Source organism: Plantibacter sp. T3 (assembly GCF_902506515.1).
GTDB lineage: Bacteria > Actinomycetota > Actinomycetes > Actinomycetales > Microbacteriaceae > Plantibacter > Plantibacter auratus.
Genome location: NZ_LR733286.1, coordinates 2,306,474 through 2,329,779, shown reverse-complemented (window position 1 = coordinate 2,329,779; position 23,306 = coordinate 2,306,474). Strand labels below are relative to the sequence as shown.

General features: G+C 69.9%; 21 protein-coding genes and 1 tRNA gene. 3 read left to right on the top strand and 19 right to left on the bottom strand.

What is annotated here, in order from left to right; genetic code table 11:
* Positions 1-51: 51 nt before the first annotated feature.
* Entirely contained in the window at positions 52-3,723 is a 3,672-nt protein-coding gene (locus tag GV015_RS11160; RefSeq protein ID WP_159878369.1) for a chromosome segregation SMC family protein, read from the bottom strand.
* Between the two features lie 149 nt (positions 3,724-3,872).
* Here GV015_RS11160 and GV015_RS11155 point away from each other — a divergent pair, with 149 nt between their 5' ends.
* On the top strand, positions 3,873-4,955 hold the full coding sequence (locus tag GV015_RS11155) for a GNAT family N-acetyltransferase (protein WP_159878367.1): 1,083 nt from the start codon (positions 3,873-3,875) through the stop codon (positions 4,953-4,955).
* Positions 4,956-4,958: 3 nt separating this feature from the next.
* Here the strand turns inward: GV015_RS11155 and mutM are convergent, their stop codons facing one another.
* From mutM to GV015_RS11125, 6 genes are all read right to left on the bottom strand, one after another.
* Positions 4,959-5,849, bottom strand: a complete 891-nt coding sequence (gene mutM, locus GV015_RS11150; RefSeq protein ID WP_079705643.1) for a bifunctional DNA-formamidopyrimidine glycosylase/DNA-(apurinic or apyrimidinic site) lyase — start codon at positions 5,847-5,849, stop codon at positions 4,959-4,961.
* Complete coding sequence (gene rnc, locus GV015_RS11145; protein ID WP_086473824.1) at positions 5,833-6,510, bottom strand: ribonuclease III; 678 nt, start codon at positions 6,508-6,510, stop codon at positions 5,833-5,835. Before rnc ends, mutM begins: the two co-directional genes overlap by 17 nt.
* Before the next feature lie 91 nt (positions 6,511-6,601).
* Positions 6,602-6,811: a 50S ribosomal protein L32 gene (gene rpmF / locus GV015_RS11140; RefSeq protein ID WP_056006932.1), complete on the bottom strand. Its 210-nt coding sequence runs from the start codon at positions 6,809-6,811 to the stop codon at positions 6,602-6,604.
* 3 nt (positions 6,812-6,814) lie between these two features.
* Complete coding sequence (locus GV015_RS11135) at positions 6,815-7,327, bottom strand: DUF177 domain-containing protein (RefSeq protein WP_079706272.1); 513 nt, start codon at positions 7,325-7,327, stop codon at positions 6,815-6,817.
* A gap of 111 nt (positions 7,328-7,438) precedes the next feature.
* Positions 7,439-7,921 carry a pantetheine-phosphate adenylyltransferase gene (coaD, locus tag GV015_RS11130; RefSeq protein ID WP_159878366.1) on the bottom strand — a complete coding sequence of 161 codons (483 nt, stop codon included), beginning with the start codon at positions 7,919-7,921 and terminating at the stop codon, positions 7,439-7,441.
* Positions 7,922-7,940: 19 nt separating this feature from the next.
* On the bottom strand, positions 7,941-10,109 hold the full coding sequence (locus GV015_RS11125) for an ATP-dependent DNA helicase RecG (RefSeq protein WP_159878365.1): 2,169 nt from the start codon (positions 10,107-10,109) through the stop codon (positions 7,941-7,943).
* A gap of 71 nt (positions 10,110-10,180) precedes the next feature.
* Here GV015_RS11125 and GV015_RS11120 point away from each other — a divergent pair, with 71 nt between their 5' ends.
* A complete protein-coding gene (locus GV015_RS11120; protein WP_124769089.1) occupies positions 10,181-10,753 on the top strand; it encodes an RsmD family RNA methyltransferase in 573 nt (190 codons plus the stop codon).
* A 64-nt stretch (positions 10,754-10,817) separates the two neighbouring features.
* Here the strand turns inward: GV015_RS11120 and thiL are convergent, their stop codons facing one another.
* Positions 10,818-11,834, bottom strand: coding sequence for a thiamine-phosphate kinase (gene thiL / locus GV015_RS11115; RefSeq protein ID WP_159878364.1), 1,017 nt, complete (start codon positions 11,832-11,834; stop codon positions 10,818-10,820).
* Between the two features lie 25 nt (positions 11,835-11,859).
* Here thiL and GV015_RS11110 point away from each other — a divergent pair, with 25 nt between their 5' ends.
* Positions 11,860-12,351 (top strand): DUF3515 family protein, encoded by a 492-nt coding sequence (locus GV015_RS11110; RefSeq protein WP_086473578.1) that lies wholly within the window; start codon positions 11,860-11,862, stop codon positions 12,349-12,351.
* Between the two features lie 20 nt (positions 12,352-12,371).
* Here the strand turns inward: GV015_RS11110 and GV015_RS11105 are convergent, their stop codons facing one another.
* The 11 genes from GV015_RS11105 to GV015_RS11055 all read right to left on the bottom strand — a co-directional run bounded on the left by GV015_RS11105 (position 12,372) and on the right by GV015_RS11055 (position 23,248).
* The gene (locus GV015_RS11105) at positions 12,372-13,463 is read right to left on the bottom strand and encodes a D-alanine--D-alanine ligase family protein (protein ID WP_159878363.1); all 1,092 of its coding nucleotides are present in this window, start codon (positions 13,461-13,463) and stop codon (positions 12,372-12,374) included.
* A complete protein-coding gene (locus tag GV015_RS11100; RefSeq protein WP_064296296.1) occupies positions 13,366-14,505 on the bottom strand; it encodes an NAD(P)H-dependent glycerol-3-phosphate dehydrogenase in 1,140 nt (379 codons plus the stop codon). The genes GV015_RS11105 and GV015_RS11100 overlap by 98 nt, the downstream gene beginning before the upstream one ends.
* Positions 14,495-15,235 carry a 1-acyl-sn-glycerol-3-phosphate acyltransferase gene (locus GV015_RS11095; protein ID WP_159878362.1) on the bottom strand — a complete coding sequence of 247 codons (741 nt, stop codon included), beginning with the start codon at positions 15,233-15,235 and terminating at the stop codon, positions 14,495-14,497. The genes GV015_RS11100 and GV015_RS11095 overlap by 11 nt, the downstream gene beginning before the upstream one ends.
* 6 nt (positions 15,236-15,241) lie before the next feature.
* Positions 15,242-16,612, bottom strand: a complete 1,371-nt coding sequence (murA, locus tag GV015_RS11090; RefSeq protein ID WP_064296294.1) for a UDP-N-acetylglucosamine 1-carboxyvinyltransferase — start codon at positions 16,610-16,612, stop codon at positions 15,242-15,244.
* 19 nt (positions 16,613-16,631) lie between these two features.
* The gene (gene leuD / locus GV015_RS11085) at positions 16,632-17,228 is read right to left on the bottom strand and encodes a 3-isopropylmalate dehydratase small subunit (RefSeq protein WP_079705636.1); all 597 of its coding nucleotides are present in this window, start codon (positions 17,226-17,228) and stop codon (positions 16,632-16,634) included.
* Positions 17,228-18,724 (bottom strand): 3-isopropylmalate dehydratase large subunit, encoded by a 1,497-nt coding sequence (leuC, locus tag GV015_RS11080; protein WP_079705635.1) that lies wholly within the window; start codon positions 18,722-18,724, stop codon positions 17,228-17,230. Before leuC ends, leuD begins: the two co-directional genes overlap by 1 nt.
* 191 nt (positions 18,725-18,915) lie before the next feature.
* On the bottom strand, positions 18,916-20,025 hold the full coding sequence (locus tag GV015_RS11075) for a DUF4333 domain-containing protein (RefSeq protein WP_159878361.1): 1,110 nt from the start codon (positions 20,023-20,025) through the stop codon (positions 18,916-18,918).
* On the bottom strand, positions 20,022-20,948 hold the full coding sequence (locus GV015_RS11070; RefSeq protein ID WP_079705632.1) for a hypothetical protein: 927 nt from the start codon (positions 20,946-20,948) through the stop codon (positions 20,022-20,024). The genes GV015_RS11075 and GV015_RS11070 overlap by 4 nt, the downstream gene beginning before the upstream one ends.
* Positions 20,945-22,000, bottom strand: a complete 1,056-nt coding sequence (locus GV015_RS11065; protein WP_159878360.1) for a serine protease — start codon at positions 21,998-22,000, stop codon at positions 20,945-20,947. The genes GV015_RS11070 and GV015_RS11065 overlap by 4 nt, the downstream gene beginning before the upstream one ends.
* Before the next feature lie 164 nt (positions 22,001-22,164).
* Positions 22,165-22,237, bottom strand: a tRNA-Glu gene (locus GV015_RS11060).
* 108 nt (positions 22,238-22,345) lie between these two features.
* On the bottom strand, positions 22,346-23,248 hold the full coding sequence (locus GV015_RS11055; protein ID WP_159878359.1) for a diacylglycerol kinase family protein: 903 nt from the start codon (positions 23,246-23,248) through the stop codon (positions 22,346-22,348).
* Positions 23,249-23,306: the final 58 nt, after the last annotated feature.

Below are 23,306 nucleotides of genomic sequence, written 5' to 3'. Positions count from 1 at the left end.
CTCAGCGTAGCCGTCGGCGACGCGGTCCCGTCGCGTGAGGACGAGACCGGATCAGCTCGCGCGTTCCGCAACCACGCGCTGACCGACGACGGCCGACACCCCGTCCTGGCGCATCGAGACGCCGTAGAGGGCGTCGGCGATCTCCATGGTGCGCTTCTGGTGCGTGATGACGATGAGCTGGCTCGTCTGACGGAGGTCCTCGAAGATGGTGAGGAGCCGCCCGAGGTTGGCGTCGTCCAGGGCCGCCTCCACCTCGTCCATGATGTAGAACGGGCTCGGTCGGGCTTTGAAGATGGCGATGAGCAGGGCGACCGCGGCGAGCGAGCGCTCCCCGCCCGACAGGAGCGACAGGCGTTCGATCTTCTTGCCGGCGGGCTTGACCGACACCTCGATGCCCGTGGTGAGCATGTGTTCGGGGTCGGTGAGCGAGATGCTGCCCGTGCCGCCCGGGAACAGGATCGGGAACACCTCGGTGAAGGCGGCTTCGGTGTCGGCGAACGCCGAGGCGAAGATGACCTCCATCTTCCCGTCGATGTCCTCGATGATCGACAGCAGGTCGGCCCGGGTGCTGGTGAGATCGGCGAGCTGTTCGGTGAGGAATCGGTGACGCTGTTCGAGAGCGGCGAACTCCTCGAGCGCGAGCGGGTTGACCCGGCCGAGTTGAGCGTAGGTGCGCTCCGCCGCGGCGAGGCGCTTCTGCTGCTCGGCGCGGACGTAGGGCGTCGTCGGCACGTCGTCCGACTCCTCGGCGGGTTCCTCCTCCGGCTCGACGTCCGGCGTCACGGAACCGTCGGCAAGCGCCTCGGGCGCCTCGTCCGAGTCGGGCGTCGCCGTCTCGGGTGAGACCTCCGGACCGGTGTCGTCGGCCGTTCGCACAGCCGAGCGGGCGGTCGCGCGGGGTGTCGGAGGGTCGATGGGCACCGGAACCTCGGGCCCGTACTCGGCGACGAGCACGTCCTCGACGAGCCCCAGCTCCGACCCGGCTCGCTCAAGCAGACCGGACAAGTGGAGCTTCTTCTCGTAGATCTGGAGTTCGAGGCCGTGGACGCTCTCGGTGACGACCTGCAGCCGCTGCCGGAGCGTGTGCTCCTCGCCGCGCAGTCGCACGAGCTCGGCGTTCCGGCTGGACCGCGTCGCCTCGGCTGCCGCGAGCGCGACGCGGGCCTCGGTGACCGACCGGTCGACCGAGTCGAGGACGGGCGGGAGCGCCTCCGTCACGGCGGTGGCGGCCGCGGCCTGGCGCGCACGGATGACGGCACGCCGAGCCGCTTCCTCCGCTGCCGCCTGGTCGGCCTGCCGCTGCCGCTCGAGGTTCGCGACCGCGAGCTCCTCAGCCCGCACGCGTTCGCGCGCGGTCTCGAGGAGGAGGCGGTGCTGCACTTCGGCCTCGCGCGCCGCGTCCAGTTCGGCGGAGAGCCCTTCGCGTGCCGAGACGTCGAGGAGCGGTCGTGGACGCGCGCGAGCGGTGTCGTGGTCCAGCTTGGCCCGCTCCACGGCGGCAGCGGCGTCGGCGACGGCCGCCTCCGCCGTACCGGCAGCGGCGAGCAGGCGGTCGTGTTCGGCCTGCGCGGATTCGTATCGGACCGTGACCCGGTTCACGCGCTCGGCCTGTGAGGCACGGGTGGCGTCGAACTCGCGGAGGGCGCTGAGCGCAGCCTGCGCAGTCTGCTTCGCCTCCTGCAGGATCGTGCGCTGCTCGGCCAGTGCGAAGCGCGCCCGTTCGATGAGCGACTCGACCTCGCCGTGTCGATCGGCTGCCGCATCGCGTTCAGCCAGCAGTTCGATGCGGCTCTGCGCTCCGCCGCTCCCCCCGCGGACGATGCTGTCCGTGACGACCGCCCCGTCACGGGTCACGAGGGTGAACGCGCTGAGTGACGAGCCGAGTCGGTCGTACGCCGCGATCGCGTCGTCGAGCGAGTCGACGACGAGGACCGAGGCGAGGATCCCCAGCACGCCAGGAGGGGCCTCCACCAGCTCGGCAGCCGAGGTGAACCCGGCGGGCGCGTCCGGGACGTCTCGCGCACCATCGGCGATGACGATCTCGACCCGGCCGAGATCCTGATCGGCCGCGTGATCGAGCGCCCGACGGGCAGCGTGCCGGTCGACGGCGACGGCGGCCTCCGCGAGCGTGCCGAGCGCTGCGGCCACAGCCGACTCGTGGCCGGGTCGGACCTGCACCCGGTCCGCGACGATCCCGTCGATCCCGTCGATCCCGCTCGCAGCGAGTTCGGCCGAGCCGGTCTTGAGGTCGAGGGCGCGCGAGAGTGCGCTGGTCTTGGCGCCGAGCGAATCACGTTCACGTTCGAGGGTGTGGAGCTGCTCGCGCAGGCCCTCGATCTCCCGCTCGGCCTCCGCTGCGCCGCGTTGGGCCGCCTCGTAGGCGTCGTCGAGTCCGGAGTCGGCGGCGTCCGCCACGGTCGGGTCGTCCTCGAGCGCCTCGTACTCCAGCCGCGCGGCGTCCAGACGGAGGGCAGCGGCGTCGATCGCGTTCTGCTGGCGCAACGCCTCGCCACGGACCGCGGCGAGTTTGGACCCGGCAGCGTCGACGGCGCCCGCGAGCTTGGAGAGCTCCAGGTCGTGTCGTGACACGAGCGCGCTCTGCGCTGCGATCTCGACGTCCACCGCGTCGAGTGCGGCGCGCTTCGCGCGGGTGTCCGTCTGCGCCTCCTGCAACGCGCGCTCCGCGTCGGCGACCGCCACCCGCAGTCCGTCGATCTCCGCGGTCGCGTCGGCGACCATCTGCTTCGTGATCCGCGGTTCGGCGGCCGTCGTGTCCGTCGACGAACCGAGGAGCGCGAGCCGCTGATTGGCGAGCGTGTACAGGTTCCGGAGGCGCTCCTGCACGCTCTCGAGTTCAAAGGTGATCCGGCGGGCGTCGTCGACCGCGTCGCCGAGTTGCGCCTGCTCGATCCGGTTGATCCGCAGTTCCGCCTGTTCCAGCTGCTCCTGGAGGACGAGGCGCTCGCTGTGGCGCTCGCTCTCCGACCGGTTGTGCTCGTCGAGGGAACGCCGGAGGCCCACGACGTCGTCCGCGAGGATCCGAGCGCGGGCGTCGCGGACGACCGCGGCGATCGTCTGCGCCTCCCGGGCGATCTCCGCCTGACGGCCGAGCGGCTTCAGCTGCCGACGGATCTCCCCGGCGAGGTCGCTCAACCGCGTGAGGTTGGTCTGCATCGCCTCGAGCTTCCGGAGCGTCTTCTCCTTGCGTCGACGGTGCTTCAGGATGCCGGCCGCTTCCTCGATGAAACCGCGGCGCTCCTCGGGCGTCGCCCGCAGCACCGCGTCGAGCTGCCCCTGTCCGACGATGACGTGCATCTCGCGGCCCAGACCGGAGTCGCTGAGGAGCTCCTGGACGTCGAGCAACCGGCACGTGTCGCCATTGATGGCGTACTCGCTCCCGCCGTTGCGGAACAGGGTGCGGCTGATCGTCACCTCGGTGTACTCGATGGGCAGTGCGCCGTCGCTGTTGTCGATGGTGAGCGTGACCTCGGCTCGACCGAGCGGGCCCCTGGTCGACGTGCCGGCGAAGATGACGTCCTCCATCTTGCCGCCGCGGAGGGTCTTCGCCCCCTGCTCGCCCATCACCCAGGCGAGCGCGTCGACGACGTTCGACTTGCCGGAGCCGTTGGGACCCACGACGCAGGTGACGCCCTGCTCGAACGCAAAGGTGGTGGGGTGCGCGAAGGACTTGAACCCTTTGAGCGTCAGGCTCTTCAGGTACACGCGCACCTCCTCTCCCGCGTCGCGGATGCTGTGCACTACGGTAGCGAATCCGCGGACGGACGAGGGACACCACGCTGTGCCGGCCCGCCGGGGCGGTCGTACCATGGACCGCATCACCCAGGACGGTCTGGTGTGGGAGGGAGCCGACGATGCGCGTCACGATCGACGAGGTCGAGATCCCGGCGTCCGGGAGCTCAGCCGTGTTCGACACGGTCCTGGAGGTCGCGAACACGCTCGAAGCGGAGATCTGGTCCACCGACGACTTCGCTCTGACCTCCGCCATGACCCTGCCCGAGTACCGCGACCAGCGGTTCCAGCGACGCGTCCTGCTCGCCGCCGTCCTCGACGGCCGTGTGGTCGGTCGTGGCTGGCTCGGGTACGGCACCGAAGCCGACGCGGCGACGGCCTCCCTGGACGTCGGCGTCCTCCCCGACGCGCGTCGTCAAGGGATCGGCACAGCGCTCCTGTCGGAGCTGGAGCGACGGGCCCTCGCGGCCGGTCGCCCGACGGTGACCGCCTTCACCCAGCACGCCGTCGACGACATCCCGGCCGGCGAACCGCTCCTCGGTGCGAGCGTCGGCGATCGGGCGATCCCCGCGAACGCCGCGGCCAGCCGGTTCACGCTCGATCGTGGATACGCCCTCGCGCAGGTCGAGCGGACCAACCGCTGCGACCTCGCCACGACGCTCGGGGAGCTGCCGGACATCGTCGCGACGTCGACCGCCCGAGCCGGACACGAGTACCGCCTCGTGCACTGGGTGGACCGCACCCCCGACGAGCTGCTCGGATCACTCGCCACGGCCCGCGAACACATGGCGACGGACATCCCGGCCGCCGATCTGGAACTCGACCCCGAGGTCTGGACGCCCGAGCGGGTCCGCGCCCGCGAGGCACAGCTGGCGGCGTCTGGCGACCACGCGATCGTCGTCGCCGCCGTCCACCGCGACAGCGGCGCGGTCGCCGGGTACAGCGAGCTCGTCCTCGGGGAGGGCAAGGAACACGCGGAGCAGTGGGACACGCTCGTGCTCGCCGACCACCGGGGACACGGCCTCGGACTCTGGATGAAGGCGGCGAACCTCCTCGCACTCGCCGATCAGGCACCCGAGCGGTCCCGGATCTACACCTGGAACGCCGACGAGAACGCGCACATGCTCGCGATCAACGACCGACTCGGTTTCCGCATCGTCGGCTACTCGGGTGAATGGCAGCGCCGACTCCCCCGCGATGACTGATCGTCAGGTGCGGCGCTGGCACACGGGACAGCGGTGCGAGCCCCGGTTCATGAACTGCTCGCGGACGATGAGCGTGCCGCAGCGCGCGCACGGTTTGCCCTGCCTGCCGTAGGCGTTCAGGCTGTGGGCGAAGTACCCCGCCTGACCGTTGACGTTCACGTACTGGGCGTCGAAGCTCGTCCCGCCCTCGGCCAGGGCCTTGGCGAGCACGGCACGGACCTCCTCGAGCAGCCGGCCGGCGCGTCCGAGCCCGAGACGGGCGGTCTCCTGCTCGGGGTGGATGCGCGCCGCCCAGAGCGACTCGTCCGCGTAGATGTTGCCGATCCCGCTGACCAGGGTCTGATCGAGGAGCGCCCGCTTCACACCGGTGCGTTTCTCGCGCAGTCGTCGAAGGAAGCCGGCGTCGTCGAAGGCCGGGTCCATCGGGTCGCGGGCGATGTGCGCGACCTGGTCGGGCACCATCGCGACCTCGTCGCCGAACCCACCTGCGGCTCCGTCCGTCGTCGGGACGAGCGCGGTCACCGCCATTGAGCCGAAGATCCGCTGGTCCACGAAGTGCAGCCAGAGCTCGCCGTGCTCGGGATGCTCCAGCTGCAAGCGGATGCGCAGGAGTCGGTCGGCGTCATCCCCAGGTGACCGGAGCAGCATCTGCCCGCTCATGCCCAGGTGACCGACGATCGCCTCATCGTCGTCGAGGGGGAACCAGAGGAACTTCCCGCGTCGGACGGCAGATCGGATGGTCCGCCCCGTCAGCCGTGCCGTGAAGTCGGCGACACCACTCGCGTGGCGGCGCAGGGAGCGTTCGTCGAAGACCTCGACGCCGGCGATCGTCGCCCCGCTGACGGCGGGCTCCAAGCCGGCGCGGACGACCTCGACCTCAGGGAGTTCCGGCACTGATCCTCGACCAGGCTTCCAGGGCCGCCGCCATTTCGGCGTGCTTCTTGCTCGTGCCGGAGCCCGTCGCCGTGACCGCGGTGCCCACGGTGACCGTCGCGACGAACCGTCGGTTGTGGTCGGGGCCGGAGCTGGCGATCTCGTAGACGGGCGCCGGCGCACCGATGGCCGCGGCGGCCTCCTGGAGGCTCGTCTTCGGGTCCATCGCCGCGCCGAAGCGCTCAGGGTTCTCGAGCAGGGGGTTCACCAGCCGCAGGACGAGTGCCGTCGCGGCGTCGGGTCCGGCCGACAGGTACGTCGCGCCGATGACGGCCTCCATCGTGTCGGCCAGGATGGACGCCTTGTCGCGGCCTCCGGTCTGGTCCTCGCCCTTGCCGAGCTTGATCCGCTCGCCCAGACCGATCGAACGCGCGACCTCGGCGAGCGCGATCGTCGAGACGAGGCTCGCCCGACGCTTCGCCAGCTGCCCTTCGTCGAGGTGCGGGAAGTCGCGGTAGAGCATGACGGTGACGGCCTGCCCGAGGATCGAGTCGCCGAGGAACTCGAGGCGCTCGTTGTGCGGGAGTCCACCGTGCTCGTACGCGTACGAGCGGTGCGTCAGCGCCAAGTCGAGCAGCTCGTACGAGACGTCGACACCCAGTTGCCGTGCGAAAACGACCACACCGGGATCGGTCTCCGATGCGGAGCCGATTCCGGTGTGGTCGGAATGATTCGTGTTCACGCTGTTCGAACGCGGACGTTCAACGCGCGGATCAGACGTCTGCGACCTTGCGGCCCTTGTACTCGAGGTACAGGGCGGTGCCCTGCGAGTCCTCGACGACCTTGGCGCGGTGCGGCAGGCTGTACGTGACGCGGCCGTTCTCCACCGTCTTCACGAGCGTCGGCACGGCGGCCTTCCACTGCGAGCGACGCGAGCGGGTGTTCGAGCGCGAGACCTTCCGCTTCGGGGGGTTTCCAGCCATGATCTATCTCTCTTCTGTGTCTGCAGCGGCGCGCTGGGCGCTACTGGCGTCTGTGTCAAGTACGGAGTCTGAGGACAAGCCCGCGAGCGCAGACCAGCGAGGATCTGCGACGTCGTGAGGGTGTCGTTCCGGACGTTCGGCCAGCCGCTCACCGGTCTCGGGGTCGAGTCCGGGGCAATCCGGCTGGCACACCGGCTGAAACGGTAATGCGAGAACTACCGCATCTCTGACCAGAGGTTCAAGATCCACGTGGTCGTCGTGAACCTCGAAGTCAGACGCTTCCGAATTAGGATACGCGAAAAGTTCCTGAATCTCGACTTCGACAGGCAGTTCGATGTCGCGGAGGCAACGGCCGCACTCGCCGGTCGCCAGTGCGTCGACGTCGACGGTCACGAGGATCCCCTCGTGCACGGACTCGAGACGCACCTGCTCGGAGAGCGTCGTGCCCTCCTGGACGGCGACCAGACCCTCGCCCCAGCGCTCGGCGAGCACCACCTCGAGGTCGTGCTCGCGCATCTCCCCGGGACGGTTCACCAGATCGCGCACATTGACGCTGAACGGCGAATTGTTCGTTCTCTTCCTAGTCACGATCGACGATTCTACGCCGAACCCGACCGGGAGAACGCCCTAGTCCTCTTGGAGGAAGGTCGCCACCACCTGCGGGACGTACGGGCTGACATCGCCACCGAGCGCGGCCACCTGCCGGACGAGTGAACTGGAGACGTGCGCGTGCGCGGGATCAGGCAGGAGGAAGACCGTCTCCACGCCGGCGAGGCTGCGGTTCATGATGGCCATGGGCGTCTCGTACGCGACGTCGACCTGCGAGCGGATGCCCTTCACGAGCACGCTCGCGCCGACGTCCGTGCAGTAGTCGACGAGCAGGCCGACGTTCCACTGCGCGACGACGATGTTGTCGGGCAATCCGCCGTCGGCGATGGAGCGCTCGAGCAAGGACACCCGCTGCGGCATCGGCAGCAGCGCGGACTTGTCGGGGTTGTGCACGACCAGCACGTGCAGTTCGTCGAAGATGCGCGCCGCCCGCTCGATGACATCCAGGTGACCGAGGGTGACTGGGTCGAACGATCCGGGGACGACGGCGATCCGCTTCATGTCGCCAGCCTATCGGTGCTCAGTTCTTGGCGAGCGCGGCGCGGTCGGATTCGTCGAGGCGTCGGCGGAGCGCTTCGGCCAGCACCGGGTGGTCGGCGAGGTCGGGATCGGTGTCGAGGAGCTCGGCGGCATCCGCCCGCGCCTCGATGATGACCTCGCTGTCGTGCACGACCCGGAGCAGCTTGAGCGAGGACCGCCCGCCCGACTGCATGCTGCCGAGGACGTCGCCCTCGCGCCGCAGCTCGAGGTCGACCTGCGCGAGGTCGAAGCCGTCGAGCGTCGCGGCCACCGCGTCGACGCGCTCGCGTGCGGTGCTCTCCGCCTCCGCCGCGGTGACGAGCAGACACAGCCCCGGGACGCCGCCTCGACCGACGCGTCCGCGGAGCTGGTGGAGCTGCGACACCCCGAAGCGCTCCGCGTCGAGCACGACCATCGTCGAGGCATTGGGGACGTCGACGCCCACCTCGATGACCGTCGTCGCCACGAGCACGTCGATCTCACCGGCGGCGAAGGCCCGCATCGTCCGGTCCTTCTCCTCCGCGCTCATCCGGCCGTGGAGGACGTCGATGCGTCGGGACGCGAGCAGCGGGTGGGTACGCAGCTGCTCCACCGTGGTGAGCACGGACGCGATCGGGCGCGCCGGGTCGGCGTCCTCCTCGAGTTCCTCACCGGGCTCGACCTCCTTGGCGTCGATCGCCGGGCACACCACGAACCCCTGCCGCCCCTGCGCGAGTTCCTCGGCGAGGCGCTCCCAGACGCGGGAGATCCACCGCGGGTGATCGGCCAGGGCGACCACGAAGCTCTCGATCCCCTGCCGCCCGCGTGGCAGCTCCTTGATGATGCTGACGTCGAGGTCGCCGAAGACGGTCATGGCCACGGTCCGTGGGATCGGCGTCGCGGTCAGCACGAGGACGTGCGGCGGTGTGCGTCCCTTCTGACGGAGCTGGTCGCGCTGCTCCACGCCGAAGCGGTGCTGTTCGTCGACGACGACCATCCCCAGATCGGCGAAGGTCACGGCGTCACCCAGCAGAGCGTGCGTCCCGATCACGATCCGGGCCTGGCCTGCGACGATCCGCAGCAGCGCCCGTTTGCGATCGGACGTCGGCAGCTGGCCGGTGAGCAGCGTCGGCATGAGCTCGGCCGAGAGGTCGGGGCCGAGCGAACGGACGATCGACCGCAGGTGCTGCGCCGCGAGGACCTCGGTGGGCGCCAGCAGCACGGACTGTCCCCCGCTGTCGGCGACGGCCGCCATGGCCCGGAGGGCGACGAGCGTCTTGCCCGAGCCGACCTCGCCTTGGACGAGCCGGTTCATCGGATTGGGCTGCGCGAGATCGGCCGCGATCTCCGTGCCGACCGTCAGCTGGTCGCCGGTCAGCTCGAACGGGAGCGCGGCATCGAGGCGCTCGAGGTAGCCGCCGGCTTTCGGCACGCGGGGTTCGGCCGCCAGGGCTCGGGTGGCGGCGCGCTGCTGGAGCAAGGCCGTCTGGAGGAGGTACGCCTCCTGGTACCGCAGGCTGCGGCGACCGCGCTGCCAGTCGCGATCGACCGTCGGGCGGTGGACGGCACGGATGGCGGCGTCGAAGGAGAGCTCACCCCTCGCCGCCCGGACCGACCGCGGGACGGGGTCCTCCTGCGGCGGCAGGGCGTCCAGAACCAGCTCGACGGATTGTCTGAGGTTCCAGCTCGTGATCGTGCTCGTCGCCGGGTAGATCGGGATGGGGGCCTCCGACCACGCCTTCGCCTGGGCGTCGGCGAGCGCCGGGGCTTCAGCGTCGTCGGGGAAGAGCTGATACTGCGGGTGGGCGAGCTGATAACTGCCGCGGTAGTCGCCGACCTTGCCTGCGAAGATGCCGCGGAGTCCCGGCCGGAGTTCGTTCGCGCGCCAGGGCTGGTTGAAGAAGGTGAGGTTGAGCCGACCCTGACCGTCGGAGATGACGACCTCGAGGATGGAACCCTTGCGTTGCTTCATCTGGCGGTCGCGGACCTCGAGGACGTCGGCGACGATCGTCACGTCCTCGCCGAGCGGCAGCAGGCCGATGACCGTCAGCTCGCCGCGCTTCGCGTAGCGACGCGGGTAGTGCTCGAGGAGGTCGCCGACGGTCTCGACGCCGAACGCCTTCTGGAGTGCCGTCGCGGTCCGTCCGCCGAGGACACCGCCGAGCTTCGTGCCCAGCTCGATCCCCGTCATGCCGTCGATTCTATTCGGGACCTCGGACACGGCGGTTCGCCCGGCTTCGCGCAGCCTGCGAGGATGGGACCATGGCCGGCATCAGGATCATCTCGGGTTTCGCCGGATCACGCACGATCCGGGTCCCGGGCAGCGGTACACGACCGACGAGCGATCGCGTCCGCGAGGCGCTCTTCTCCGCGCTGGAGGCCCGCGACGTGCTCGCCGGAGCCGAAGTGCTCGACCTGTACGCCGGCTCGGGGTCGCTGGGGCTCGAGTGCGCCAGCCGGGGTGCCGCCGTGGTCACCCTCGTCGACCGCGGGTCTGAGGCCGCGAAGCTGTGTCGGGACAACGCGAGGATCGTGACCTCGGCAGCACCGCGCGGTGCGGCACCACGCATCACGGTGCACGCCAAGTCGGTCGGCGCCTACCTGTCCGGGGCGACGGTCCCGTCCGACCTCGTCTTCATCGATCCCCCGTACGACCTCCCCGAGGCGGAGCTCACGGCCAACCTCGCCGCGCTCGTCGGTCTGGTCACCGACGACGGGCTCGTGCTCGTCGAGCGGAGCTCCCGCTCGCCCGAACCGACCCTTCCCCCAGCGCTCGAGGTCCTGCGGAAGAGCACCTACGGCGAGACCGTCGTCTGGTGGATCACGCCGGTCTGAGCCACCGCTTCACCGTCACCGCGTCACCGCACGGTCCTCGCGCCATGACGGCCGGGAACACCGCTCAACCGGACGCGTCGTCCCAGTCGCGGTAGGGGTCCCAGCCGGCGCGGCCGTCGTAGGCCACACCGTCGACGAGGACTCCGGCACCGGTCCGGGCCGTGCCGATGGTCCGGAAGCCGGCGGGGATCGTGGTGGCGGCCGGGAACGTCGCCAGGAGGGAGTGGTCCTCGCCACCGGCGAGGGCGAGCGCCACGTCGGCACCCAGGTCCTCGGCCCGGAGGTCGATCGCGACCCCACTCGCCCGCGCGAGGCGACCGGCGTCGAGTGCGAGCCCGTCCGACAGGTCGAGCATCGCCGTGGCACCGGCGACGGCGGCGACGACACCGGCGGCGATCGGTGGCCGTGGTGCGAGTTGTGCCTCCACCTCGACCCGGTGATCGCGTCGCAGGCCGGCCGCTGCCTCGGCCGAGGGCACGCCGTCGGCGCCGACCCCACGTGAGAAGAGGAGTCGCAGGCCTGCCGCAGCCGAACCCAACTCCCCCGCGACCGCGACCACGTCGCCGGGTCGCGCTCCGTCGCGTCGGACGGGGGCACGACCCTCGAGGTCGCCGAACGCCGTCACCGCGATCATGAAGACGTCGGACACGGCCAGATCGCCGCCGACGACACCGCAGCCGGGCGCGAGCTCGGCACAGGCGTCGCGCAGTCCGTCTGCGAACCCGTCGAGGACGGCGACCGGCAGGTGCTTGGGCATGGCGAGTGCGACGACGAGTGCCGTCGGACGCGCCCCCATCGCCGCCACGTCCGCCAGGTTGCTGGCCGCAGCCTTCCACCCCAGGTCGTGGGCGCTCGACCACGCCAGCCGGAAGTCCGGCCCGTGGATCATCGTGTCCGTCGTGACGACGAACCGACCGTCCGGCGCCAGGACGACGGCGGCATCGTCACCCGGCCCGAGAAGTTCGGCGTCGGCGTGCGGCAGGCGAGGGAAGATGCGCTCGAGCAGCTCCCCCTCGGCGAGGTCCCCGACACAGGGCCCGACCGTTCCGTGATCGTCGGACGCGCTCCCAGACTCGTTCATGGGATCAACGGTAGCCTGGTGGGCGATGTCCCCGATTCGTGTGCTCCTCGCCACCGCCCTCGCCGCAGCCGCAACCCTGGCCCTCGCCGGCTGCGCGCCCGCCGTCGCGCTCGAACCCGCCGCCGATGCGAACAACCCGCAGTGCGCCGAGGTCACGGTGCGTCTGCCCGACGTCGTCGCCGAACTGCCCGAGCGAGGGACCGACGCCCAGGCCACCGGCGCCTGGGGCGATCCCGCGACGGTCCTCCTGCACTGCGGGGTCGCGATCCCCGGCCCGACCACGCAGCAGTGCCAGTCGGTGAACGGCGTCGACTGGATCATCGACGACGCCGACGCGCCGAACTACCGGTTCACCACCTTCGGGCGCACGCCCGCGGTCGAGATCGTGCTCGACGGCGACGCCGTCGCCAGCAGCACCGTCCTGGCTGATCTGGCGCCTGCCGTGTCCGTGCTCCCCGTCACCGGGAAGTGCACCGCCCTCGGCGACGCCGAGCTCCCGATCCCCACCGACGGCTGACCGTTCCGGCGCCGCTGCATTCAGGAGCGGGCGCGCGCGACCTCGATCAGCTCGGTGATGAGCTCGGGGTAGCTGAGCCCCGAGGCCAACCAGCAGCTCGGGAACATCGAGATCGGGGTGAACCCCGGCATGGTGTTGACCTCGTTGACGACGAAGCCGTCCGCGGTCAGGAAGAAGTCGACCCGGGCGAGCCCCGCGCAGCCCAACGCCTCGAACGCCCGACGCGAGAGGTCCTGCATCTCCGACAACTGCTCGGGACGAAGGTCGGCGGGGCAGACGAGCTCGATACCGGGTGCGTCGAGGTATTTCGCCTCGAAATCGTAGAAGTCGCGTCCGGTCACGACGACCTCGCCGGCCACCGAGACACGAGGTCCCTCGCCGGGGAGGGACTCGAGGACCGCACATTCGACCTCTCGGCCCACCAGACCGGTCTCGACGAGCACGGTCGAGTCCTCGGCGAGGGCCAGTTCGATCGCTGCACGGAACGCGTCCGGCGTCGACACCTTCGACACGCCGACGCTCGAACCGGCTCGCGCCGGCTTCACGAACGCCGGTGACCCGAGCGATCCGAGCGATGCGAGCACCTCCTCTGGTGCTGTGGCCCACTCGTGGGCGGTGAACCGCACCCACGGCGCGACGGCGATCCCGGCGGCGTGGAGCACCGTCTTCGTGAAGTGCTTGTCCATACCGAGGGAGGACGCGAGGACGCCGGAGCCGACGTACGGGAGGTCGACGAGCTCGAGCATGCCCTGCACGGTGCCGTCCTCGCCGAACCGACCGTGGAGGATCGGGAAGACGATGTCGATGGGACCGAGGGTGAACGGGACGCCGTCCTCCCCGACCACGGTCAGCTCACGGCTGCCGACGTGCTCGGGCCAGCGCACGGCCGGCCGCGAGGGGTCGACCTCCGGCAAGTGCGCGGGGTCGAGCGCGTACCGGCTCGGGTCGTCGACCTCGAGGACGTACGAGCCGTCGTGGGCGATCCCGACCGGGTAGACGTCGTACCGTTCGCGGTCAATCGCGGCGAGGACGCCGCCCGCCGTTGCGCAGCTGATCGAGTGCTCGCTTGAACGGCCTCCAAAGAGCACCACCACTCCGGTCTTGTGCGTCATCGTTGCTTCTCTCCCCCTGGGGTTCGTCGTCGTCGGTCGTGAGGTGCGGTGCGATGTCCTTCGGGTCGAGCGTGCCGTCGAGCACCTGCTTGACCTGTTCGACGATGGGCATCGCGACCCCCTTCGCCTTGGCCAGCTCGAGCACCGGTGCAACGGACGCGAGCCCCTCCGCGGTCTGCTGCATCTGTTTGACGACGTCGTCGAACTGATACCCCTGGCCGAGCAGACGCCCCGCCGTGTTGTTCCGGGACAGCGGCGACTGGCACGTCGCGATGAGGTCGCCGAGCCCGGCCAGGCCTGAGAGGGTCTCCGGCTGCGCGCCGTGGGCCACCGCGAAGTCGGTCATCTCGACCAGCCCGCGGGTGATGATGGAGGCCTTCGTGTTCTCGCCGTAGCCGACACCGTCGACGATGCCGATCGCGACGGCGATGAGGTTCTTGAGCACACCACCGAACTCGGTACCGATGACGTCGGTGTTCACGAAACTGCGGAAGTACCGGTTGCGCGCGAGGAGCGCGACCGTCTGCGCCGTCTCGAGGCTCTCCGAGGAGATCACGGCGGCCGTCGGCTGCTCGCGGGCGATCTCGAGCGCGAGGTTGGGACCCGAGGCGACGGCGATGCGTGACGGGTCGATGTCGAGGGTCTCGCGGATGACCTCGCTCATCCGGGATCCGCTGCGACGCTCGACGCCCTTCATGAGCGAGACGACGATGGTGCCGTCCTCGAGGTGCGGGCGGAGCGCGATGAGGTTGTCGCGCAGGGACTGGCTCGGGACGGACAGGAACACGACCGAGGCACCGCGCACGGCGTCGACCATGCTCGCGGTCGCGGTCATCCGCATCGGCAGGTTGATCCCGGGCAGGTAGTCGCTGTTGCGCTTGGCCTCGGTGATCTCGCGAGCGAGCTCGGGCCGTCTGGCCCACATGACCACGTCGGAGCCACCGTCCGCGAGGATCTTGCCGAACGTCGTGCCCCAGCTGCCCGCTCCGAGCACGGCGACCCTCGTGGCGGCCGGTGGTTGCGGAACGTTCCTAGGACTCAAAGCGGCCTGTCTCCTTCTGCTGGTGTTTCGAGGGATCCCAACGCTCCGTGGGAGCTTGGGCACCGCGCAGTTCCTCGCAGAGGGCGGTGATGGCCTGCATGACGACCTCGGTCGCCTCGTTCAGCGTCTTCGAGTCTAGCTGCCGCCCGACGAAGGCCGAGAGGTCCACCGGCTCGCCGATGGCGACCTCGACGCGCTTCCGCAAGGGGAACACCCGCAGCCTGCCGTACCGGGGCATGACCTCCTGCGTGCCCCAGTGCGCGGCGGGGATGATCGGCAGGCCGTGCGTGAGCGCGATCCGGACCGCGCCGGTGCGCCCGCGCATCGGCCACAGGCCCGGATCACGGGTGAGCGAACCCTCGGGGTAGACGACGACGCCCTGACCGCGTTCGGTCAGGTGTGCTGCAGCGCTGACCGGGTCCATCCCGCGGGCGGAACCCTCGCGCTCGACGGGGATCTGTCCGGACTTCCGCAACAACCACCCGACCACCGGGACCTTGAACAGACTGCCCTTCGCCATGAAGCGGGGCTGTCGCCCGAGCCGCCAGACGGCCACGCCCATGATCAGCGGGTCGAACTCGCTGTCGTGGTTGGGCGACAGGATGAACGGCCCCTCCTGCGGCAGGCGTTCGCCGTGCCGGACGCGGAGCTTGACGAGAGCACTGAACGGCGGGATCGCGATCGACGACAGCAACCAGTAGATCGACGGCCTCGACCGTTCCACCCCCACGGCGGACTACTTCGTTTCGAGGACGAAGTCAGCACCGAGCTGCTGGAGCTTCACGATGAAGTTCTCGTACCCACGGCTGATGATGCCGACGTTGCTGACCGTCGACTTGCCCTCGGCCGTGAGCGCCGCGATGAGGTGGCTGAAGCCACCGCGGAGGTCGGGGACCTCGATGTCGGCCCCGTGCAGCGGCGTCGGGCCGTTGATCACGGCGGCCTGCTCGAGGTTGCGCCGCGGCACGCGACGAGGCGTACCCGACAGCCCGTTGGGGTGCACGACGATGTTCGCGCCCATGGTGTTGAGCGCGTCCGTGAATCCGAACCGGTTCTCGTAGACGGTCTCGTGGACGATCGACTCGCCCGTCGCCTGCGTCAGCGCGACGATGAGGGGCTGCTGCCAGTCCGTCATGAAGCCGGGGTGCACGTCGGTCTCGATGACCACGGGCTTCAGCTCCTCCTTGCGGTAGAACCGGATGCCGTCGTCGGTGATGTCGAACCCGCCACCGGCCTTGCGGAAGATGTTGAGGAACGTCATCATGTCCTGCTGCTTCGCGCCGCCGACGAAGACGTCGCCGTCGGTCGCGAGCGCGGCCGACGCCCAGCTCGCTGCCTCGTTGCGGTCGCCGATGGCCGTGTGGTCGTACCCCTCGAGCTTGTCCACGCCCTCGATGAGGATCACGCGGTTGGGCTCGTAGGAGATGATCGCGCCCATCTTCTGGAGGACGGCGATGAGATCCATGATCTCCGGCTCGATCGCCGCACCCTTGAGCTCCGTGGTGCCCTTGGCACGGACCGCCGTGAGCAGGACCTGCTCCGTGGCGCCGACGCTCGGGTACGGAAGGTGCACCGTCGTCCCGTGCAGACCGTTCGGGGCCGAGAGACGGATGCCCTGCGGGAGCTTCTCCACGACCGCGCCGAACTTGCGGAGCGCGTCGAGGTGGAAGTCGATGGGGCGGTCGCCGATGCGGCAGCCTCCGAGGTCGGGGATGAACGCCGCCCCGAGGCGGTGGAGCAGCGGCCCGCAGAACAGGATCGGGATCCGGGAGAAGCCGGCGTGTGCGTCGATCTCCTCCATGTGGGCGGACTCGACGTTGGTCGGGTCGAGGCGGAGCTCGTTCGGGTTCTCGCCCTCCGTCACGTCCACGCCGTGGATCTCGAGCAGGGAACGGACGACCCGGACGTCGCTGATGTTCGGCACGTTGCGCAGGACGCTGACGTTCTCGCCGAGTAGCGACGCGACCATCGCCTTGGTCACGAGGTTCTTGGCACCCTTGACCTCGATGCGGCCTCTGAGCGGGATACCGCCGTTGATCGTGATGCGGTCGACATCGAGTCCGACCGACGAGCCTGCCGCCTGTGACGCCTGGACGAGTGAATTCAAACCGGTACCTACTGCCTTGCTACTTGACGGGAATGGTGCGGGGCAGCCAGTTCGGCCGCCGGGCCTCGAACGCGGTGATCTGCTCTTCGCTACGGAGCGTCAGCCCGATGTCATCGAGTCCTTCGATGAGCCGCCACCGAGTGTAATCGTCGACCTGGAACGAAACCGTGAGATCGCCGACCGTGATGGTCCGGGCGATGAGGTCGACGACGGAATCGGCCCCGGGAGCGGCCTCGATCGCAGCCCAGAGCTGCTCGAGCTCCTCCTCGCTGACCTGGGCGGCGAGGAGACCCTGCTTCCCGGAGTTCCCGCGGAAGATGTCGCCGAAGCGGGACGACACGACGACCTTGAACCCGAAGTCGCGCAAGGCCCACACGGCGTGCTCACGCGACGAGCCGGTGCCGAAGTCGTGCCCCGCGACGAGGATGCTGGCACCCTGGTAGACGGGCTGGTTCAGGACGAAATCGGGGTCCTGACGCCACCCCGCGAAGAGCGCGTCCTCGAAGCCGGTCTTCGTGACCCGCTTCAGGTAGACGGCGGGGATGATCTGGTCGGTGTCGACGTTGGAACGCCGCATCGGAGCGGCGACGCCGGTGACGGTCGTGAACTTGTCCATCAGGCGTGCACGCCTTCCTGCTCGGTGGCGGCGTGTCTGCCGGGCTCGACCTCGAGATCGGCAGGGCTGGAGAGTGTTCCGCGGATGGCGGTCGCCGCGGCGACGAGCGGCGAGACGAGGTGCGTGCGGCCACCCTTGCCCTGGCGACCCTCGAAGTTGCGGTTCGACGTCGAGGCGCAGCGCTCGCCCGGAGCGAGCTGATCGGGGTTCATCCCGAGGCACATGGAGCATCCGGCGAACCGCCACTCCGCACCGAAGTCGGTGATGATCTTGTCGAGCCCCTCGGCCTCCGCCTCGATCCGAACCCGGGCGGAACCCGGGACGACCATGACCCGCACACCCTCGGCCTTCGTGCGGCCCTCGATGACGGATGCGAACGCCCGCAGGTCTTCAATCCGGCTGTTCGTGCAGGAGCCCATGAAGACCGCGTCCACCGGGATCTCCTTCATCGGGGTACCGGCTTCGAGTGCCATGTACTCCAGGGCGCGCTCGGCGGCGGACCGCTCGTTCGGGTCGGCGATGGCCGCGGGGTCGGGCACGTTCTCGCTGAGCGAGACGCCCTGGCCCGGGTTGGTGCCCCAGGTGACGAAGGGTTCCAGCGTGTCGGCGTCGAGGAAGACCTCGGCGTCGAAGGCGGCGCCTTCATCGGTCGCGAGGGTGTCCCAGTAGGCGACGGCCTCGTCCCAGTCGGCTCCGGTCGGAGCGTGCGGGCGGCCCTGCAGGTAGTCGTAGGTGATCTGGTCCGGGGCGACCATGCCGGCCCGGGCCCCGGCCTCGATCGACATGTTGCAGATCGTCATGCGGCCCTCCATGGAGAGCGCACGGATCGCCGAGCCGCGGTATTCGAGGACGTAGCCCTGCCCACCGCCGGTGCCGATCTTCGCGATGACGGCGAGGATGATGTCCTTCGCGGTCACGCCCGGCCGCAACGTGCCCTCGACGGTGATCGCCATGGTCTTGAACGGCTTCAACGGCAGCGTCTGCGTGGCCATGACGTGCTCGACCTCGCTGGTGCCGATGCCGAAGGCCATGGCCCCGAAGGCGCCGTGGGTCGAGGTGTGCGAGTCGCCGCAGACGACCGTGATCCCGGGCATCGTGAGGCCGAGCTGCGGACCGACGACGTGGACGATCCCCTGGTCGAGGTCGCCGAGGGAGTGGATCCGCACCCCGAACTCCGCGGCGTTGCGACGGAGGGTCTCGATCTGTGTGCGGCTCGTGAGGTCGGCGATCGGCTTGTCGATCGCGAGCGTCGGGGTGTTGTGGTCCTCGGTCGCGATCGTCAGGTCGACGCGACGCAGCGGCCGGTCGGCCAGGCGCAGACCGTCGAAGGCCTGCGGGCTCGTCACCTCGTGGACGAGGTGCAGGTCGATGTAGATGAGGTCGGGCGTGCCGTCCTCGCCCTTGACGACGAGGTGGTCGTCCCAGACCTTCTCGGCGAGCGTGCGCGGGTGCTCGGGAATGCTCGGGACGGACGGATCGGCGTTCAGCTGCGACATGTCGTGGAATTCCTTCAAACGATGAGTGGTCAGGCGTCAGCGACCTCCGCGACGAGGGAGCCTGGAACTAGGCCTCGTCGCGGCTGGGAAGGAGGAGCAGCCCGGACAACATTCGCCCAGCGTACCACCCGGTCCGTGACGAAGCCGTCGGCACCCTCGTCGCTCGAGGGGACGCCGGTGCCGACACCGTGCTACTTCGGCGCGTCGATCCCGACGCGGTACTGCCCCTGGTCGTTGATGACCTCGACGGCCACCGGGTAGCTCTTCGCGTTGTACGAGAACGTGCACTCGAACTGTGTCCCGGTCGTGGCCGGCTGATCACTCGGGCACTCGACCTTCTCGACGTCTGCGAGCCCGAAGTCCTGCTTGAGCACCTCGGCCACACCGGTCTGCACCGAGCCGCGGTCGAGCATCGGCGTGAACAGGCGACCGACCGAGAGGAGGGTGAGCGGGACGGCGATGAGTGATGCGGCGACCGCACCGATGAGCACGCCGATCCAGAGCTTGCGCCCGAGCGGCTTCCGGGCGGGTTTGCGGCTCGCAGCAGGCTGCTGGCCCGCGACGCCGTACTCGGGGCCGGGACGGAACGGACCGGTCTGCTGTGGACCGGACTGCGATCCCTGCTGCTGTGGACCTGGCTGGAACGGGCCGTTCGGGTGCTGCGCCTGTCCCGGACCGAAGGGCTGAGGCCCGGTGGGGCGTGCCTGACCGTAGGGCGGCTGACCCTGCGGCCCCTGAGGCTGACCCTGCGGCGCGCCGAGTGGACGTCCCTGTGGAGCCTGGCTGGGGGCCCGACCCTGCTGAGGACCCCCGGACGCGTGACCGGGCTGACCGTTCGATGTCGGGGGCCGGAACCCGTCCGGACCGCCTGGCCGCCCCTGCTGCTGCGGCTGCTGGTTCGGAGCTGCGTTCGAGGGCCGCTGCTGCTGCGCCCACGGCTGCCCACCGGGCGCGCCGGCGAACGGCGCTCCGGACTGGGCGGGAGGTTGCGGCGCAGGACCGTTGGGCTGCTGCCCTGGGGCGCCTCCCTGCGGACGGGGCCCTCCCCCGGTCTGACCAGGCGCGGGCGACTGAGACGGGCCGTTCTGCGACGGGACGCCCTGCGGCGGTCCGTTCTGACCCTGCGGCGCGCCGTTCTGGGGTGCACCGTTCTGCGGCGGCGTCTGACGCTGCGGGCTTCCCGGTCCGAACTCCAGGCGGGGTGCGTTCGGGTCGGGGAATCCCGGCGGCTGCTGGTCGGGGCGCAGGGGGCCGCCGACCGGGGGCTTTCCGAGGTCCTCGGGTTTCTGGTCGTCGGTCATTTCCTCAACTCCTCGATCCGATCCCAGAACGCGGCCTGATCGGCCGCCGGGATCGCAGTCACGTCGAATCCTGATGGTTCCGTCGGCAGGTCTTCGAGCGTCGACGTGCCCGACACCTCGAAGCCGGCCTGCAGTTGCAGCTTGGTCTCGCTCTCGACCGTCCCGCTCAACTCCATCTTCACGAGGCCGCCCTCGGCGTTCTGGAAGATCGTCACCGGCAGGAGGGTCGCGAGGTCGTCCTCACTGAACGACGAGACGAGGTCGTCCGGGAGGTCGAAGAGCGTCCCGACGGCCAACACGCTCTCGAGGCTGGCGCTCGTCGAGATCTGCGAGGAGCCGTCGTTCCGCATCGAGACGACGACACTGCTGAGGACGCCTTCCTTCGAGCTCCGCGTGGCTTCGACCGCGGTGTAGATGTCGCAGGCGATGGAGATGCCCGGGTAGACGCAGGCGGGTCCGAGTGAGCCCTCCGCATCCTCCTCGGCGACGTACTGGGTCTGTACGGCCACCCACTCCGTCGGTGCGAGCTCCTTGAGTTCCCCGCCGAGCAGGAGGAGGTCGTATGCGGCACCCGGCAGATGGTAGATGTCGACGGTGTCGCCGTCAGCCGAGCCCTTGTCCTGGCTGAAAGACGAGGTCGGGTCGCCGAAGAGGACAACCGAGTCGTTCTCGTGCGACTCGAGGTCGCCCGAGACGGCGTGGACGTATGCCGACCCGATCACGTCCGGCGCCTGGCCGATCTGGGCCGACAGCAGCTCGAACCTCGCCTCGGCGAGATCCTGCATGTAGCCCTGCTGGGCGGCGGCGTCGGGGAACGCCGATCCGGGCGTCGTGCAGGCGCTCAAGGCGAGCGCGGCACTCCCGGCCAGAGCCAGGACACCGATCCGCCGACGGCGTCGCGTCATGCTCGTGCTGGCGGTCATGACCCCTCCGCCAGAGCGTCGTTGTACAGGGTGAGCGCCCGCTGTCCGAGGACGGGGCCCTCGAGCCAGGAACCGTCGCCGCGCGAGGTGACCGAGGTGACGTACCCGGCGCCGGTGGCGGGATCCAGCCGGGTGAGCCAGCCACCGCCCGAGCAACCCGGGGTCATGAGGCAGTCGACCCGGTAGCCGGCATAGCCCTTGGTGGCGGCCTGGCTCGCGCAGTAGCGCTGCGACTGTCCGTCGAACGGGGCGGCCGACGGGTAACCGATCACGGTGATTCCCTCAGGTGGTGTACCGAAGGAGATGCCCTGACCGCCGGTCACCTCCTGGATCTTCTGGCCTGCAGCGTTCGGGGCGAGTCGGATGAAGGCGAAGTCGTAGGCCCAACCGTTGCCGCTCGTCGCACCGCTGGCGTCCGAGGTCGCCTCACTCGTGAACTCGTCGGGGACGTAGGTGCTGACCCCGGCCCACTGCCCGTAGGGCTGGGTCTGGCCGTTGGCCGCGTCGGCCGGGATGAAAATGATGTTCTCGGCGAGCTGTTTGCCGTACGTGTCCCAGACGCAGTGGCCCGCCGTCAGGACGAGGTCCATGGTCGGTGCGTTCACGACGCTCGCGGAACAGACGTAGGTGGCGCCGCCGATGGAGAAGTAGAGACGTCCCTGCGTGGCCGCCGCTAGTCCGGTCGCCGGGTACGGGTCGCCGGCCGCTGTCGGGGCGATGGCCTTGACATCGACGTCGGGACCGACACCGGTACTCGGGTGCACGACCACGCCGGTGGCCTGGTCGCCCGTGAGCGTGTCCTGCCCCGGCTTCAGGTCCGGTGCCGTCGCTCCCCCGAACTTGTCGTCGGTCCAGTAGTCGTTGACCTCCTGGGGACTCGCGTCGAAGTCCTTGCGCAGCGTGTCGTCGGTGCCACCGGCGACGTCGACGACGGGGCCTGCGCCCCCGGCTACGGGCTGCCCGGTCACCGGGATGGAGCACCCCGTCAGCAAGGCGGCGAGGATCAGGACTGCGGCTGTCGCCGGAGCGCGGCGCTTCTGCTTCACGGTCACCCGGCCAAGCTAGCACGCAGCGGCACTCGGCGAGATCGGTGCGGGCCCTGCCTTCCGCGCATCCCGCAGGGCCTGCGTGGACATCCCGGGGCATGCTCGAGCCGCCAAATGAACGAAGCCCCGCTCCCTGATGACTCAGGAAAGCGAGGCTTCGTTCGGTGTTGTGACCCCAACGGGATTTGAACCCGTGCTGCCGCCGTGAGAGGGCGGTGTCCTAGGCCGCTAAACGATGGGGCCGTAAGCAACGGATATGAGTATGCCATACGATTTCGAGCCGTACAAATCGAGGCCACCAGCGGCATCCGACGGGCGTGTCGCGCGGTGGTCACGATCGGCCGGACAGGCTCAGGCGAGCACGCGGAGGGCACCGGGGACCACATCGATCGTGACCGGCAGCGGACCGATGCGCTCCCCGTCGGCATAGGCCGTGATGCCGTCCGCGGCGATCGAGACCGAACGGACCCGCGACAGTCGCACGATGTCGAGATCCGTGTGGGCACCCGAGAAGACCTTGGGGAACAGCCGGAGGAACCGGAACCGGGACACGGGAGCGACGACGAACAGGTCGAATCGGCCGTCGGCGAGGTCCGCCTGCGGCGCGATGAGCATGCCACCACCGATCGAGGTGTTGTTCGCGACGGCCAGGAGGACGGCGTCGACCGTCTCCGGCGCCCCGTCCACGGTCAGCTCGTACCGGCGGGGTCGCAGGGCCAGGAGCTCACGGAGGATCGCGATCGTGTACCGACTGCGCCCGCGCGGCCGTCGCATGCGGTTCGCCCGTTCGTTGACGAGGGCGTCGAAGCCTGCGGACACCGCACCGACGAACCAGGTCATCCGCTCGCCGTCGGTCACCGTGCCGGCGTCGATCACCCGCGGCTCACCCTCGAGCGCACGGAGCAGGGACGCGATCGCGGCTGCAGGATCACCCAACGGGATCCCGAGGCCCCTGGCGATGTCGTTGCCCGTACCGGACGGGACCACGCCGAACGGCAGGCCCGAGTCACGTACCGCCTCGACGGCCAGACTCACCATGCCGTCGCCACCGACGACGACGAGCGCGTCCAACCCAGCCTCGATCGCAGTCTGCACCGCACTCCGGAGCTGTCCGACGGTCCGCTCCTGCAGGCGGACGGCGCGATGCCCGGCTTGCTCGAGGGCGTCGAGCACCATCGGGCCCACGGCTCGGGTCGAGCCGAACGACGCGGTCGGGTTGATGGCGACGCCGATGCGTCGGGGCTGCGTGGTCACCTGCCGATTCTGACAGGCCCACGGCGGGTGGACACCCGGACGACCGGGTTGCCCCCGG